At 65.3% G+C, this 13,857-nt stretch carries 15 protein-coding genes; 6 read left to right on the top strand and 9 right to left on the bottom strand.

The genetic code is table 11. The features are described from left to right. Positions 1–157: 157 nt before the first annotated feature. Entirely contained in the window at positions 158–946 is a 789-nt protein-coding gene (locus tag AB4118_RS30435) for a YdcF family protein (RefSeq protein WP_441493270.1), read from the top strand. A gap of 18 nt (positions 947–964) precedes the next feature. Here AB4118_RS30435 and AB4118_RS30430 read toward each other — a convergent pair whose 3' ends face one another. The 3 genes from AB4118_RS30430 to AB4118_RS30420 form a co-directional block, all read right to left on the bottom strand. After that, positions 965–1,231, bottom strand: a complete 267-nt coding sequence (locus tag AB4118_RS30430; protein ID WP_441493269.1) for a DUF3253 domain-containing protein — start codon at positions 1,229–1,231, stop codon at positions 965–967. Positions 1,232–1,360: 129 nt separating this feature from the next. Beyond that, positions 1,361–2,059, bottom strand: a complete 699-nt coding sequence (locus tag AB4118_RS30425) for an alpha/beta hydrolase (RefSeq protein WP_441493268.1) — start codon at positions 2,057–2,059, stop codon at positions 1,361–1,363. A gap of 100 nt (positions 2,060–2,159) precedes the next feature. Continuing rightward, positions 2,160–2,849: a DUF599 domain-containing protein gene (locus AB4118_RS30420; protein WP_441493267.1), complete on the bottom strand. Its 690-nt coding sequence runs from the start codon at positions 2,847–2,849 to the stop codon at positions 2,160–2,162. A gap of 110 nt (positions 2,850–2,959) precedes the next feature. Between AB4118_RS30420 and AB4118_RS30415 the strand changes: the two genes are divergently transcribed. The 3 genes from AB4118_RS30415 to AB4118_RS30405 all read left to right on the top strand — a co-directional run bounded on the left by AB4118_RS30415 (position 2,960) and on the right by AB4118_RS30405 (position 5,746). Further along, the gene (locus AB4118_RS30415) at positions 2,960–3,382 is read left to right on the top strand and encodes a rhodanese-like domain-containing protein (RefSeq protein ID WP_441493266.1); all 423 of its coding nucleotides are present in this window, start codon (positions 2,960–2,962) and stop codon (positions 3,380–3,382) included. A gap of 9 nt (positions 3,383–3,391) precedes the next feature. Then, positions 3,392–3,565, top strand: a complete 174-nt coding sequence (locus AB4118_RS30410; protein WP_441493265.1) for a hypothetical protein — start codon at positions 3,392–3,394, stop codon at positions 3,563–3,565. A gap of 384 nt (positions 3,566–3,949) precedes the next feature. Next, a complete protein-coding gene (locus tag AB4118_RS30405; protein ID WP_441493264.1) occupies positions 3,950–5,746 on the top strand; it encodes an ABC transporter ATP-binding protein in 1,797 nt (598 codons plus the stop codon). Between the two features lie 204 nt (positions 5,747–5,950). Here the strand turns inward: AB4118_RS30405 and AB4118_RS30400 are convergent, their stop codons facing one another. After that, positions 5,951–6,469, bottom strand: coding sequence for a gamma-glutamylcyclotransferase family protein (locus AB4118_RS30400; protein WP_441493263.1), 519 nt, complete (start codon positions 6,467–6,469; stop codon positions 5,951–5,953). A gap of 4 nt (positions 6,470–6,473) precedes the next feature. Next, on the bottom strand, positions 6,474–7,646 hold the full coding sequence (locus AB4118_RS30395) for an isovaleryl-CoA dehydrogenase (protein ID WP_441493262.1): 1,173 nt from the start codon (positions 7,644–7,646) through the stop codon (positions 6,474–6,476). Between the two features lie 212 nt (positions 7,647–7,858). On the opposite strand from AB4118_RS30395, the gene AB4118_RS30390 reads away from it, so the two are divergent. Then, entirely contained in the window at positions 7,859–8,125 is a 267-nt protein-coding gene (locus AB4118_RS30390) for a metal-sensing transcriptional repressor (protein WP_441493261.1), read from the top strand. Between the two features lie 19 nt (positions 8,126–8,144). Further along, the gene (dmeF, locus tag AB4118_RS30385) at positions 8,145–9,131 is read left to right on the top strand and encodes a CDF family Co(II)/Ni(II) efflux transporter DmeF (RefSeq protein WP_441493260.1); all 987 of its coding nucleotides are present in this window, start codon (positions 8,145–8,147) and stop codon (positions 9,129–9,131) included. Between the two features lie 22 nt (positions 9,132–9,153). Here the strand turns inward: dmeF and AB4118_RS30380 are convergent, their stop codons facing one another. The 4 genes from AB4118_RS30380 to mgtE all read right to left on the bottom strand — a co-directional run bounded on the left by AB4118_RS30380 (position 9,154) and on the right by mgtE (position 13,748). Continuing rightward, complete coding sequence (locus tag AB4118_RS30380) at positions 9,154–10,149, bottom strand: CorA family divalent cation transporter (RefSeq protein ID WP_441493259.1); 996 nt, start codon at positions 10,147–10,149, stop codon at positions 9,154–9,156. A 105-nt stretch (positions 10,150–10,254) separates the two neighbouring features. Continuing rightward, positions 10,255–11,223, bottom strand: a complete 969-nt coding sequence (locus AB4118_RS30375; RefSeq protein ID WP_441493258.1) for a glycoside hydrolase family 25 protein — start codon at positions 11,221–11,223, stop codon at positions 10,255–10,257. Between the two features lie 108 nt (positions 11,224–11,331). Further along, on the bottom strand, positions 11,332–12,264 hold the full coding sequence (locus AB4118_RS30370; RefSeq protein ID WP_441493257.1) for a glycoside hydrolase family 25 protein: 933 nt from the start codon (positions 12,262–12,264) through the stop codon (positions 11,332–11,334). Between the two features lie 77 nt (positions 12,265–12,341). Next, positions 12,342–13,748 (bottom strand): magnesium transporter, encoded by a 1,407-nt coding sequence (gene mgtE / locus AB4118_RS30365; protein WP_441493256.1) that lies wholly within the window; start codon positions 13,746–13,748, stop codon positions 12,342–12,344. Between the last annotated feature and the right edge of the window lie 109 nt (positions 13,749–13,857).

The following is a 13,857-nucleotide window of genomic DNA, read 5'->3' as shown; positions in this document are numbered from 1 at the left end:
TGCAGCGTCGTCTCGTCATCGGCTAGATCATCGGACCGGATAGCGAGCGCATCCGGTGCGATGATCTAGCCTTCTGTGTTTGCATCGGCTGTCCCGAAGACCGCAATCCGGTTTTCGGGCCGATGCTTAGACAGCCGGTGCGTTCCGGAGTCCGCCGATGTTTTTCGTCCTGTCCAAGATTATCTGGTTCCTGTTCTCGCCGGTGAATCTGCTGATCCTGCTGGCGGCCTTGGCGGCGCTGCTGGCCTTTACCCGCTTCGCGCGCTCGGCGCGCTGGCTCGGCGGATTTGCCATGCTCGGCATCCTGGTGCTGTCCTTCAGCCCGCTGCCGCGCATCATCGTGCGGCCGCTGGAAAACCGCTTTCCGCAGCAGGAGGCCGCCAGAGGGCCGGTTACCGGCGTTATCGTGCTGGGCGGCGCAATCGGCGTCGCGCGCGGCGACATCGTGCTGAACCACGCCGGTGCCCGCATGACCAAGGCGGTCGAGCTCGCCCGGCTGCATCCGGAGGCGAAAATCGCCTTCACCGGTGGCGGCGCCAATCTGCTCTCGCCCGTGATCAGGACCGAGGCCGATGGCGCCAGGCTGCTGTTCGAGGCGCTGGGCCTGCCGCCCGAGCGGGTGGTGCTCGAGGACAAGTCGCGCAATACGCACGAGAACGCGATCTTCACCCGCGACCTCGTGATGCCGAAGCCGGGCGAGCGCTGGTTGCTCCTGACCTCGGCCTGGCACATGCCGCGCGCGATGGGCGTCTTCCGAAAGGCCGGATTCGCGGTCGAGGCATTCCCGGTCGACTATCTCTCGGGCAATGAGCCGGCCGATTTCTTCCGGCCCTACCGCGAGGCGTCCCGCGGCCTCGACATCGCAGAGCTCGCCTTCAAGGAATGGGCTGGTCTCGTTGCCTATTACGCCGCCGGCTACACGGATGCGCTGTTCCCCGCTCCCTGACGTTGCGGGGAGCAGGGCCTATTCGCTGCTTGGCAAGGACAGGCGGTAGACGCCGCGGAAATCGTCCGGATCGACCGGGCGGCCCTTTCGGGTAATGACGAGGCGACCTTCCTTCATCATCCGCACGGCGATGCGGCGGATCGGCTGCATCAGCGGCCCCCAGCCATCGGGATGGTCGCCGCCGACGCGGCGCGCGGCATCCATCGCGCTGATCGTACGACCCGGTCCTGCCTCCGTGAGCAGGTCGAGTATGGCGGCTTCGAGGGCGTCAACGTGATCGGTCATGCCTCCCAGAGAGGCAGGGCTGCAGGATTCGTCAAGCGGCGAGGCCAGGGCGGAGGGATCGGCTTGCCCTGCCGCGTGAGGTCAAAGGCACTGCGGTCGCCATCGCGGCGGTGCGCGGAGACGAAGGGCTCAAGCCGGTGCGGTCGCTTTGGCTGCTTCGTCGATCAGAGCGGCGACTTCGGCCGGCTTGGAGGCGAGCGAAGCGTGGCTGGCAGCGAGCGTGATGACCTTTCGCGCGTTGAGGCGGGCCGACATGCGCTCCTGGTTCGCGGGCGCGATCATCCGGTCCTCACCGGAGATCTGGTACCAGGATGGCTTCTTCTTCCAGGCCGGCGCGGTGATGGTGTTGCCGAAGGTGCTGGCAAGCGGGGCCTTCTGCGTCACACCCATCACGAAGCCCTCTTCGGGCGTCAGGTCGGGGCAGAAGCTCTCATGAAATTTGTCGGGCAGGACCCAGAGATAGCCGTCGCTGTCGGGAGAGAGGTTTGCTGCCGCCTCTGGCGGGTGTTCCTGGGTGATTCCGCCCGGGCTCTCGCCAGCATCTGGGGCAAAAGCCGCGATATAGACGAGACCCACCACATTGGGCAGATCTCCGGCTTCCGTGATCACTGCGCCGCCATAGGAGTGCCCAACCAGCAGCACCGGGCCCTTCTGCTGCGTCACCATCTTGCGGGTGCGCTCGGCGTCATCGGCCAGCGAGGTCAGCGGCATTTCGACGGCGTGGAGCGATGTGTAGCCCATCCGGGAGAGTTCGAGGATCACCCTGTTCCAGTGTGAGGCATTGCCCCAGAAACCATGCACCAGGACGATTGCTGGCTGCTTGCTCATGCTGGCCTCCTGATCCGCGGATCGGCTTGCCCCCGGATCGGACGGTCTCATGGAGGTTCAGCCGGTGTCCAGCGCAATCGTTGCGGCTGGGCAGTCCGAATCAGTGACCGGGGCTTGTGAAGATTCGTGCGGATTCCGACGCGAACTGCCGGCGCCACATCACTGTCAGCACGGCGGCCGTTGCAGCGAGGAACAGCCAAGGATCGATGAACCAGCCGAGATAGGCGAGCGCAAAGAAGAAGGCGCGCTGGCCGCGGTTGAAATGCCGCCCGGCGGCGATGTTCATTGCGATGGTCTCGCGGACGGCCTCCTTCGTCTCCTGCTCGTCGACCCGCTCCCTTGGCGGGATCGCGCCGAGAAGGATCGCGCAGTAGTTGAAGAGCCGGTAGCTCCAGGCGAATTTGAAGAAGGCATGGGCGAAGATCACCGCAAGTCCGATCACCTTGATCTCCCAGGCCGTGCGCGAGGTCGGCGCGGTGAAGGGCAGATCGGCGAAGATCGCGACGACGCGGTCGGTGGATTGCAGCAGGGCGAGCGAGCCGCCGATCGCGATCAACGAGGTCGAGGCGAAGAAGGCGGTGCCGTTCTGCAGTCCGTTCATCACCTGGGTATCGATGATGCGGTTTTCGCGCCGGACCGATTCCTGGATCCAGCGCGCGCGACGGAGATTCATCCGCGCGTTGAGGCTTCGCTCCGCATGTGGGCCCTTTTCCACGGCCAGGCCATAGCCAAGCCACGAGGCGACGAAGAAGATGAAGGCGATCATATCGATCGTCGTGAAGCCGGCCATGAATCGCCTCCCTTGGGCCAGAGTGCTGTCGGCATGGCCGCGCTGCAAGCCCGCGATTGACGCGATGTGCACGAGCAGCCACGGTGCCGCCGACGAGATGGAGGCCGGCAATGCCGCAAGTGATCACCAAAGGCTACAAGGCGTTGCTGGCGGAAGCCGAGGCCAAGGTCGAGACGCTCTCCGTCGAGCAGGCGAACGCGCTGGTCGGCCGTGACGACGTCGTCTTCGTCGATCTGCGTGATCCGCGTGAACTGGAGCGGGAGGGGCGCATGCCTGGTGCCTTCCACTGCCCGCGCGGCATGCTCGAATTCTGGATCGATCCCGAAAGCCCCTATGCCAAGCCGGTGTTCCAGCAGGACAAGCGCTTCGTCTTCTTCTGCGCAGGCGGCTGGCGTTCGGCGCTTGCTGCGCAGGCCGCGCAGGAGATGGGGTTGAAGCCGGTGGCGCATATCGCCGGCGGGTTCGGCGCGTGGAAGAAGGCTGGTGCGCCCCTCGATGCGCCGGAGCCGAGGAACGCCGGCGACAAGGGCTAGGTCTGCATCTTGTCCCATATCCTGATCGTTCTGCTCGTCGCAGGCGTCATCTTCCGCAAGCCGCTCGGACGCCTGCTGGCTCGCCAGTTTCCCGATCGCGCCAAGCGACAACAGGTGCTCGGCACGATCATCGTCGCCTTCCTGCTGGTAATCGCCGTCAGGCTGGTTGCCCTGTTCTGGTAGGAAATCCGGCAGGTCCGATAACGGGACTTGCCCATGCAGGGCGTCATCGCTGCGGTCCGCTTTCCAGGGTTGCCCGAAGATTGCCTGTGCCCCCGAGGTCACACATGCCCCGGTTGCAAATGAAGCGGCTTGCGCGTTCGCTGCCGATGCGGCATGTTGTTTATCTTGGCTTCAACACGCGAAATGGGAGGGCTGAATGCAATTCATGATCATCGTCGCCACTCCCCCACGAATGTCCCGCCACTAGGTCGGACATTGCCGCGGCCCGCCTGAGGCGGTCCCCAGCCAGGGTTTTTCATCTCTACGTTTCATCCGGAGACGATCGCATTCGCATCGGCTCCACCTGATTTGGAGTCGGCTCCCGCGCGGCGCCGAATGATTTCTATGTCTCTTCAATCCTCAACCGGGCGGCAGGAGCCGTTCCGGGCCGTTCTCGGCTTCACATTCCGGCACTGGGCGCGCCGACCAGGGCCGGTTCTCGGCGTGGCCGGGGCCATGATGGCGGCGACTGCCGCGGACCTGTTCATGCCGCTTTATGCCGGCCGCCTCGTCGATGCGGTGGCGGGCGAGGGCGCCAGCGCACTCGATGCGGCGCTATGGGCGCTGGGCGCGATGCTCGCACTCGGAGCGGTCAGCGTGCTGTTCCGGCATCTCGGTTTCATCGGCATCACCGGCATGACGTTGCGCACCATGAGCGAGACGGCGCAGGAGGCGTTCGCACGCCTGCAACGCTTCTCGACCGATTGGCACGCCAACAACTTTGCCGGTTCGACGGTGCGCAAGATCACCCGCGGGATGTGGGCCCTCGACCTGCTGACCGACACGGTCCTGATCGCGCTGTTGCCGTCGCTGGTCGTGCTGGTGGGCACGACGGCACTGTTGGCATGGCATTGGCCGGCGATGGGCCTCGTCGTCTTCCTTGGCTCGGTGATCTATGTCGGTGTCACGATCGCGCTGTCGCTCAGCTATGTCGCGCCCGCTGCGCGGCTCGCCAATAGCTGGGACACGCGTGTCGGCGGTGCATTGGCTGATGCGATCTCCTGCAATCCGGTGGTCAAGGCCTATGGCGCCGAGCTGCGCGAGGACGGTCGCTTGGCGGGTGTCCTGGCAAAATGGGCGCTCAGGACCCGCCGGACATGGGTGCGCGGCACGACCTCGGGCACGGCCCAGCAGATCGTCCTGCTGGCGCTTCGCGCCGCGGTCATCGGCCTGGTCATCTGGCTCTGGGCCAACGGCCAGGCCACGCCGGGCGACGTCGCCTTCGTGCTGACCTCGTACGCGGTCGTTCACGGCTATCTGCGCGATGTCGGCCAGCACGTGCACAACCTCCAGCGTTCGGTGAACGACATGGAGGAACTCGTCGCCATGCATGCCCATCCCTATGGGGTGCCCGATCGCAAGGGAGCGACCGACATGGTGGTGCCGGCGGGCGAGATCGCCTTCGAGCAGGTGACCTTCCATTACGGAGGCCATGTCGAGCCGCTCTATCGCGATTTCTCGCTGACGATCCGGGCCGGCGAGAAGGTCGGTCTGGTCGGGCGCTCCGGCTCCGGCAAGACGACCTTCGTCAAGCTGGTTCAGCGTCTCTACGACGTCTCCGGGGGGCGCATCGCCATCGACGGGCGCGACATCGCTGATGTGACGCAGACCTCCCTGCGGGCGCAGATCGCCATCGTGCAACAGGAGCCAGTGCTGTTCCACCGCTCGCTGGCGGAGAACATCGCCTATGCCAAGCCGGGCGCCTCGATGGCCCGGATTGTCCAGGCGGCGAAGCTCGCCAACGCGCATGACTTCATCATGCGCCTGCCCAAGGGCTACGCGACGCTGGTCGGCGAGCGTGGCGTCAAGCTCTCGGGTGGCGAGCGCCAGCGTGTTGCGCTCGCGCGTGCCTTCCTGGCCGATGCGCCGATCCTGATCCTGGACGAGGCGACCTCGAGCCTCGATTCGGAATCGGAGGCGCTGATCCAGGAGGCGATGGAGCGCCTGATGCAGGGGCGCACTACCATCGTCATTGCGCACCGGCTTTCGACGGTGCGGGCGATGGACCGCATCCTGGTCTTCGATCGCGGCAGGGTGGTCGAAGAAGGCAGCCACGAGGCGCTGCTGACCCGCGAGAACGGCGCCTATCGCGCGCTGTTCGAGAAGCAGGTCAGCGAACTGGCGAAGGGGCTGGCGGCATAGATCATCGGACCGGATATCGTATCCGGTCCGATGATCTAACCATCTGTCATTGCATCGGCTTTCCCGAAAACCGCAATCCACTTTTCGGGCCGATGCATTGAGCCGCCAGACTACCTGCGGAGCGCCCTTTGCGTATGGTCGGGCTTGTCCCGGCCATACGCGTCTTCGTCTCCGGGGGGACAAGACGTGGAGGTTCCGGGCGACCTATTTCGGAGCCAGGGCCCGCGGCCGGACACCCGCGACGGGGCCGGGCGGAAGCTCCGCGCTCACATCTGGATTCAACGACTTCATGTCGAGATTCGGTTTGGTCAGAAACCGATTCAGGCCTGTGACGTAAGTCTCTGGCAACGCCCAGTGTTTGGCGCTCGCGATGACGGTTTCCATATAGCCGGGGCGCGGCTTTCCGAGCGTGCCGCTGCGGCCGACATAGACCAGGGCCCGCTTGGCGCCGCCCTCGACGATGACCGGCTGGCTGATCTTCACATAGAGACCGCTGGCGATGTCCTCGAACTTGTCGAGTGCACGGATGTCGCCGAGCGAGCAGTCCCAGAGCACGCCATGGACGGTTTCGCGCGGATCGCGAACAGCCGAGGCATAGCCATCGCTCGTCACGATGAAACGATGGCGCGGCAGGCGCGCGAGACCGAGTGGCTTCGAACCGGGACAGCGCTTGGCCATCCCGGCGATGTCCATATTCAGACCATAGGCGAAATAGAGGGGCACTGGCCTATTTCGTCTTCTGGAACAGCTCGCGGCCGATCAGCATACGGCGGATCTCGCTGGTGCCGGCCCCGATCTCGTAGAGCTTTGCATCGCGGAGCAGGCGGCCGGTCGGATAATCGTTGATATAGCCGTTGCCGCCCAGAAGCTGGATGGCGTCGAGCGCGATCTGCGTCGCCTTCTCGGCCGCGATCAGGATGGCGCCGGCGGCATCCTCTCGCGTGGTCTCGCCGCGGTCGCAGGCCTTGGCGACGGCATACACATAGGCCCTGCAGGCATTCATCATCACATACATGTCGGCGACCTTGCCCTGGACGAGCTGGAATTCGCCGATCGACTGGCCGAACTGCTTGCGCTCGTGGATATAGGGCATGACCACGTCCATGGCCGCCTGCATGATGCCGAGGGGCCCGGCCGAGAGCACGACGCGCTCATAGTCGAGCCCCGACATCAGCACGTTAACGCCGCGCCCGACCTGGCCGAGCACGTTTTCCTCCGGGACCTCGCACTCCTCGAAGACGAGCTCGCAGGTGTCCGAACCGCGCATGCCGAGCTTGTCGAGCTTCTGGGCGGTCGAAAAGCCCTTCATGCCCTTCTCGATCAGGAAGGCGGTGATGCCCTTCGCGCCGGCGGCGGGGTCGGTCTTGGCGTAGACCACCAGCGTCTCGGCGATCGGGCCGTTGGTGATCCACATCTTGTTGCCGGTGATGACGTAGCGGTCGCCCTTCTTCTCGGCCCGTGTCTTCATCGAGACCACGTCCGAGCCGGCGCCGGGCTCGGACATCGCGAGCGATCCGACATGCTCGCCCGAGATCAGCTTTGGCAGGTACTTCGCCTTCTGCGCGGCATTGCCGTTGCGGGCGATCTGGTTGACGCACAGATTCGAATGGGCCCCGTAGCTCAGGCCGACCGAGGCGGAGGCCCGGCTGACCTCCTCGATCGCCACGACATGCTCGAGATAGCCGAGGCCTGCGCCCCCATCCTCTTCTCTGACCGTGATGCCATGCAGGCCGAGGGCCCCCATCTCGGGCCAGAGGTCACGCGGAAACTGGTTTGAGCGGTCGATCTCCTCGGCGCGCGGCGCGATCTTCTCCTGCGCGAAGGCGTGGACGGTGTCGCGGATCGCGTCGGCGGTCTCGCCGAGATCGAAATTGAACGGGCGCGGGGCGTTGGCGAGCATGGTGGCCTCCCGGAAGACGCCGCGCATCGGGCACGGCTTTGCAGCGTTATAGCGCGCTTTGTGGCCCTGTCAGGCTGTTCCAGCGCGATCTCCCGGATGGGCGTGGCCACACCGGCGGGTGATCTGCTATGCCACTTGCAGCCGGCGACCGAGAGGGGGCGGGAGCGCCGACACTCGGTTTACACATCCTATCCCCTGGATAGGATGTGAGCATGAGCCACGCACATGATCCCGATATCGTCAAGCGGCTGCGCCGGGCGCAGGGCCATCTCGACACCGTCGTGAAGATGCTCGCGGGAGGGCGCGAGGTGCCAGAGGTGGTGCAGCAGCTCCAGGCGGTCGAAAAGGCGCTGGAGAAGGTCAAGATGCTGCTGATCTTCGACCATATCGACCATCACCTGTTCGAGACGACAGGCACGCAGACGCCCGAGACGCGGCGCTCGATCGAGAGCCTGAAGGCGCTGACCAAGTATCTTTGATCCAACGGGAGTTCCAGCGATGTCCGAACTGGCCAGCCTGGCGCCGCGTCACGACCATGTCTTCCTCGGCGCAGACCACCAGGAGAACGAGCGGCGCACCTGGATCGTCATTGCGCTGACCATGACGATGATGGTCGGCGAGATCGCCGCCGGCACGCTGTTCGGCTCGATGGCGCTCGTCGCCGATGGCTGGCACATGTCGACCCATGCGGCGGCGCTGCTGATTGCGGCTCTCGCCTATCGCTTCGCGCGGCGCCACGCCCGCGACCCACGCTTCAGCTTCGGCACCGGCAAGCTCGGCGACCTCGCAGCCTTCGCGAGCGCGCTCGTCCTGGCGCTGGTCGCCCTGTTCATCGGTTGGGAATCGGTGATGCGGCTTGTCCAGCCGGTGCCGATCGTCTTCGGGCAGGCGATTGCCGTCGCGGTTCTGGGCCTTGCGGTCAATCTCGCCAGCGCCTGGTTGCTGAAGGGCGAACACGGACATGACCATGGCCCTGCGCATCACCATGACCATCACCATCATGCGCATGGTGGCGCGGACCACAATCACCATCATGACCACCACGCCGGGAGTGGGCGGGATCATAATCTGCAGGCGGCCTATCTGCATGTGCTGGCGGATGCCTTCACCTCCGTGCTTGCCATCGTCGCGCTGCTCGGCGGCAGCCTCTATGGCTGGGTCTGGCTCGACCCGGCGATGGGCATCGTCGGCGCGCTGGTGATCGCGCATTGGTCGTTCGGATTGCTGCGCGCCTCGGGGGCGGTGCTGCTCGACACTGTGCCCGACACGGCTCTCGCCGCCGGGATCGAGGCGCGACTCACCGCCGAGGGCGCAGAGGTCGCAGACCTGCATCTCTGGCAGGTTGGGCCGGGGCATTGCTCGGCGATCGTCTCGGTCGTGGCCACTGATCCGAAGCCGCCCGCAGCCTACAAGGCGCTGCTCGCCGGGTTGCCGATGCTGTCCCATGTCACCGTCGAGGTGAACCCGCGCATCGCCGCGCTGTGATGCATCAGGAGCCCGCCCGGGCTCAGTGGATCATGTCGCGGCGCTTGAGCAGGAGATACACGCTGAGCGCTGCCACGGCGCACAGGATCACGACATAGACAAAGCCCCATTCGTTCTCGAGGAAGGGCAGGCCCTTGGTGTTGACGCCGAACAGGCCGGTGATCAGCGTCGCCGGCATCAGCGTCGCGGTCAGGATCGAGAGCACATAGAGATGGCTGTTGGTCTGGGCGGTCAGGCGCGAGGCAATCTCGTCCTGCAGCAGGCGGGCGCGCTGCTGCACGATCTGGACGTCGGTCAGCATGGTGTCGACGCGCTGCAGCAGGCGGCTGGCGGCGCTCTTCACGGTCTCCGGCGCAGCCCGTGTCGAGGCATTCTCGGAGAAGCGACGGAAGAGCTGGTGCAGCCCGTTGAGCTGGCGGTGCAGCCTCACCGTCCGCCGGCGGATCAACCCTAACCGGCGCGCCTCGTCGCTGACGCGCTCGTCGATGACATGGTCCTCGATCGAGTCGGTGTCCTCTGTCAGCTGCATCACCGCTTCGGCCACATCCTCGATGACGAACTCGATGATGCGCTCGAACAGCATCACCGGCGAGCTCGCCCGGTAGCCGGCCTCCAAGGCGTCGCGCGTCAGGCGCGTTGCCTGCATGGCCTGTCTCCGACCCGTCAGCAGAAACCGGTCGGCGATGATCCAGTGCAGCATGCCCATCTCGTCGGCGGGGCTGTCGACCTCGCGGATCTGGTCGAAGGTGATGCCCCAGGCGAAGTCACGATTGTGATGGAGGCGCTGGTGATCGTCCTGGGTCAGGAACAGGGTCTGCGCCTCGGCGGGCAGAGCGGTGCAATCGGCGACCCATTGCTTGGCGCGGCCATGCACGAGATCGAGATGGATCCAGACGAACTCGGCCCCGGGGAGGGCAAGGTCGGGCATCTCGCGGCGAGGAAGGAGATGCGCACGGCCGTCGGAATCAAAATGGTAGACCCAGACGAACCCGGCCCGGGATTGCAGATCATGGAGCATTCCGGCCACGCCCTGGCGGGCGATTTCTCATGAGAGGTTGCGCTGCCCGGGATCAGGGCGCGCGTCTCATGACAGCTTCGTGACAGCGCAGCGGGTGCCGCAAAGTCAATCGCGGGCGAGAGAGCCGGTCACTTGTGGATCACGGTTGGCGGTCGCCTTGCCCGGGACGCGCGCGGGAGGCAGCATCTTGAGCGTCGCGCCTCCGGCAGCCTGCGGCGCCTTGGAGCCGGCCGATGTCGCAGGTGCGCGGTTGCCGGCAACCTTCGGCTCGCCACCCCGCCACTTCCGGGCGCCGATGTCGAAACGGCCCTCGCGCCAGGCTGCGAATTCCCGCTCGGACCCGAAGAACGCGTTGCGGTCGACATCGCCGGTTATGCCGGGCACGCGTCCTGTGGTGGTGAACTGCCAGAATTCCCATTTGCTACGCTCATAGCGATGGCGCAGTGGGGCCGCGGTTGAGCGCAGCCAGTAGGGATGATCGTTGAACTCGCCTTCCAGCACATCCTCGTGGAAGGTGATGTCGGTATAGATGATCGGCTTCTTGCCAGTGTGTTCCTGCAGGCCCTTCAGCATCTCGCTGATCTTGGCCAGCGCCTTCTCGCGCGGGATCTTCTTGCCGCAGCTCTCCGACTCGCCGTTCCATTCGACATCGAGCACAGGCGGCAGGGCATCCGGGTCCTTCGGGATATGCCGCTTGAACCAGCGCACCTGATCCTTGGCCGGGCGGCACCAATAGACGAAATGGTAGGCACCGCGCGCGACGCCGGCCTTCTTCGCCCCCTCCCAGTTCTTGCGGAAACTGGGGTCGAGGTGGTCGCCGCCCTCGGTCGCCTTGATGAAGGCAAAGCGGGTGCCGGCATCCTTGACCTTGGCCCAGTCGATCTCGCCCTGCCAGCGCGAAATGTCGATGCCCTGGATAGCCTGGCGGCGTGCATCGCGGACGCCGTGATGGGGCGAGGCGTCGCCCTTCTTGGGATAGAGCGCGAGGGCAGGGCCGGAGCAGCCGAGTGTAAGGCCGAGAACTGCAAGAAAGCACCGCAGTCCCTTGTAATCGGTCTTCATACGCGCCGGCATCCGCCCCTCCTGCATGCAAACAGTGGTGCGGCAGTCGTGGTTAAGGCGCGGTAAGCGTTCGCTCGGATGCGAGCGGATGATTTCAGGGTTGGTTAACCGGCGCGCCCGCTATCCGCCGATCTGCAGCGAGGACGGCACCGGCTGCAGCGCGCCGGGTATGACCGGGGCGGGCGGAGCCTGGCTGACCGGAGGCTCGAATTCCGGATCATTGACGATGCTGGGGCTGGGTTGCGCCGGAGAGGCGCGCCGCTTGGTCCACTGCCTCCGGCCGATGTCGAACTCGCCGTTGATCCAGCCGATGAACTGCTCTTCGTCGCCGAAGAACGCGTTGCGGTCGACATCGCCCCTGATGCCCGGCACGCGGCCGGTCGTGGTGAATTGCCAGAAGGCCCAGGGGCGGTTCTCGTAGCGTGTCTCGGGCTTCGCTGCCGTCGAGCGGATCCAGTAGGGATATTCGTTGAACTGCCCTTCCAACACGTCCTTATGGAAGGTGATGTCGGTATAGATGATCGGCTTCTTGCCGGTGAGCTGCTCGAGCTCGGTCAGCATCAGCTGGATCTTCTCCAGTGCCAGCGAGCGGTCGATCTTCTGCGGGCAGGTCTTGGAATGGCCATTCCACTCGACATCGAGCACCGGCGGCAAGGCGCCGGGGTCGTTCGGGATATGCTGCTTGAACCAGACTGCCTGCTCATGGGCGGGGCGGCACCAGAAGACGAAGTGGTAGGCTCCGCGCGGCACGCCGGCCCGGCGCGCGCCTTCCCAGTTGCGCAGAAAGGAGGGGTCGATGTGGTCGCCGCCCTCCGTCGCCTTCATGTAGACGAAGCGGGTGCCGGCGCCCTTGACCGCGGCCCAGTCGATCTCGCCTTGCCAGCGCGAGATATCGATGCCCTGGACGGCATAGTTCAGGGCGCTCGCGACGCCGGGATGCGGCCGGGCATCGCCCTTCTGCGGATATCGGCCCTCGAACGCCACGCAGCCGCCAAGGACCGCGAGCGCGGCGACGGCGACGGCGAGAAATGGGGCTGAACGGAGGCGGGACATGCGACGGGCGATCATCTCGCGGAGAATTGCGGAGAAAACTTGACGCCCGGTTTACGTTACCGAAGTTTTTGCTTTCGTCACCCCAGGCCGAGCAGAAGTGTGGCGATCCCCAGAAAGGCGAAGAAGCCGACCACGTCGGTGACCGTCGTGACGAAGGTTCCGGACGCAATCGCCGGATCGATGTCGAGTTTGTCGAGTGCCAGTGGAATGAGGACGCCGGCAATGGCGGCCGAGATCAGGGTGACGACCATCGCGATCGCGATGACGGCGCCGAGGCCCGCGCTCCCGAACCAGGCGGCGGCGATGGCGCCGGTGATCACGGCAAAGCCGAAGCCATTCACGAGGCCGACGACGAGCTCGCGGGTGAAGAAGCGCCGCAGGTTCCAGGCGCCAAGCTCCTGCGTGGCCAGGGCGCGGACAGCGACCGTCATGGTTTGAGTGGCGGCGTTGCCGCCCTGGCTCGCTACGATCGGCGCCAGGATCGCCAGCGCCACGACTTTTGCGAGCTGATTCTCAAACAGGCTCATCACCGCGGCGGCAAGAAAGGAGGTCATCAGGTTGACGAAGAGCCAGCTGAAGCGGCTCCAGATGATCTTTCGGACCGGGTCGGAGAGCTCTTCGTCGGGATTGACGCCGCCGAGCTGTTTCACATCCTCGTCCGCGGCTTCCTCGATGACGTCGACGATATCGTCGATGGTCAGCACGCCGACGAGACGACCGGTCGCATCGATCACCGGTGCGGCAACCAGATTATAGCGCTGGAACAGCCGCGCCACGTCCTCGAGTTCGTCGGTCGCCTCGACGACCCGTCGGTCTTCCTCCAGCAGCTGCGAAATCACCACGGGGCGCCGATTTCGCAGCAGCCGGTCCAGCCGCACCGTGCCGACGAAATGATGGGCCGGGTCGGCCACGAATATTTCGAAGAATCGGTCGGGCAGATCTGCGGTGTCGCGCAGGAAGTCGATGGTCTGGCCGACGGTCCAGAAGGGCGGCACGGCGATGACCTCGCTCTGCATGCGCCGGCCGGCCGTGTCCTCGGGATAATCCAGGCCCTGCTGCAGGGCGATGCGCTCGGAGGGCGTGAGCTTGTCGAGGACCTCCTGCTTGTCCGCCTCGTTAAGGTCCTCGAGAATGTAGACCGCGTCGTCAGTGTCGAGTTCGCGTACGCCTTCCGCGACGGTCTCGGCCGAGAGCTCTTCGAGAATTTCCTCGCGAACGGTGTCGTCGACTTCGGTCAGCGCCGTGAAGTCGAAATAGGAGCCGAGCAGCGAGATCAGGCGCGGGCGTTCGTCGGCGTCGAGGGCTTCCAGCAATGCGCCGAGATCGGCCTCGTGCATGTCGGCAACGATGCCGCGCAACGTCGTGACGTCCGAGAGCAGGACGGCCTGCGAGACCTGTTCGACCAGCGCGGGATCAATCGCGCCATCCTCGTCGCGAATCCTGCGGGTGGCGGATTCGTCGGGAGCGTTTTCGGCTTCGACCATCGGTCCGACTCCACGATTTGAGGAAAGGGCTTGGATTCGAGGGAAGGGCCTCTTGTGTCAGCCGTGGACTGTGCTGGCAACGCGCCGCGGCGACCTCACGTTTCATGGC

It is taken from the genome of Allobosea sp. 2RAB26 (genome assembly GCF_052115465.1).
Taxonomy (GTDB): domain Bacteria; phylum Pseudomonadota; class Alphaproteobacteria; order Rhizobiales; family Beijerinckiaceae; genus Allobosea.
Note: the sequence above shows the minus strand (reverse complement) of the source record. Positions and strands in the feature narration are given on the sequence as shown.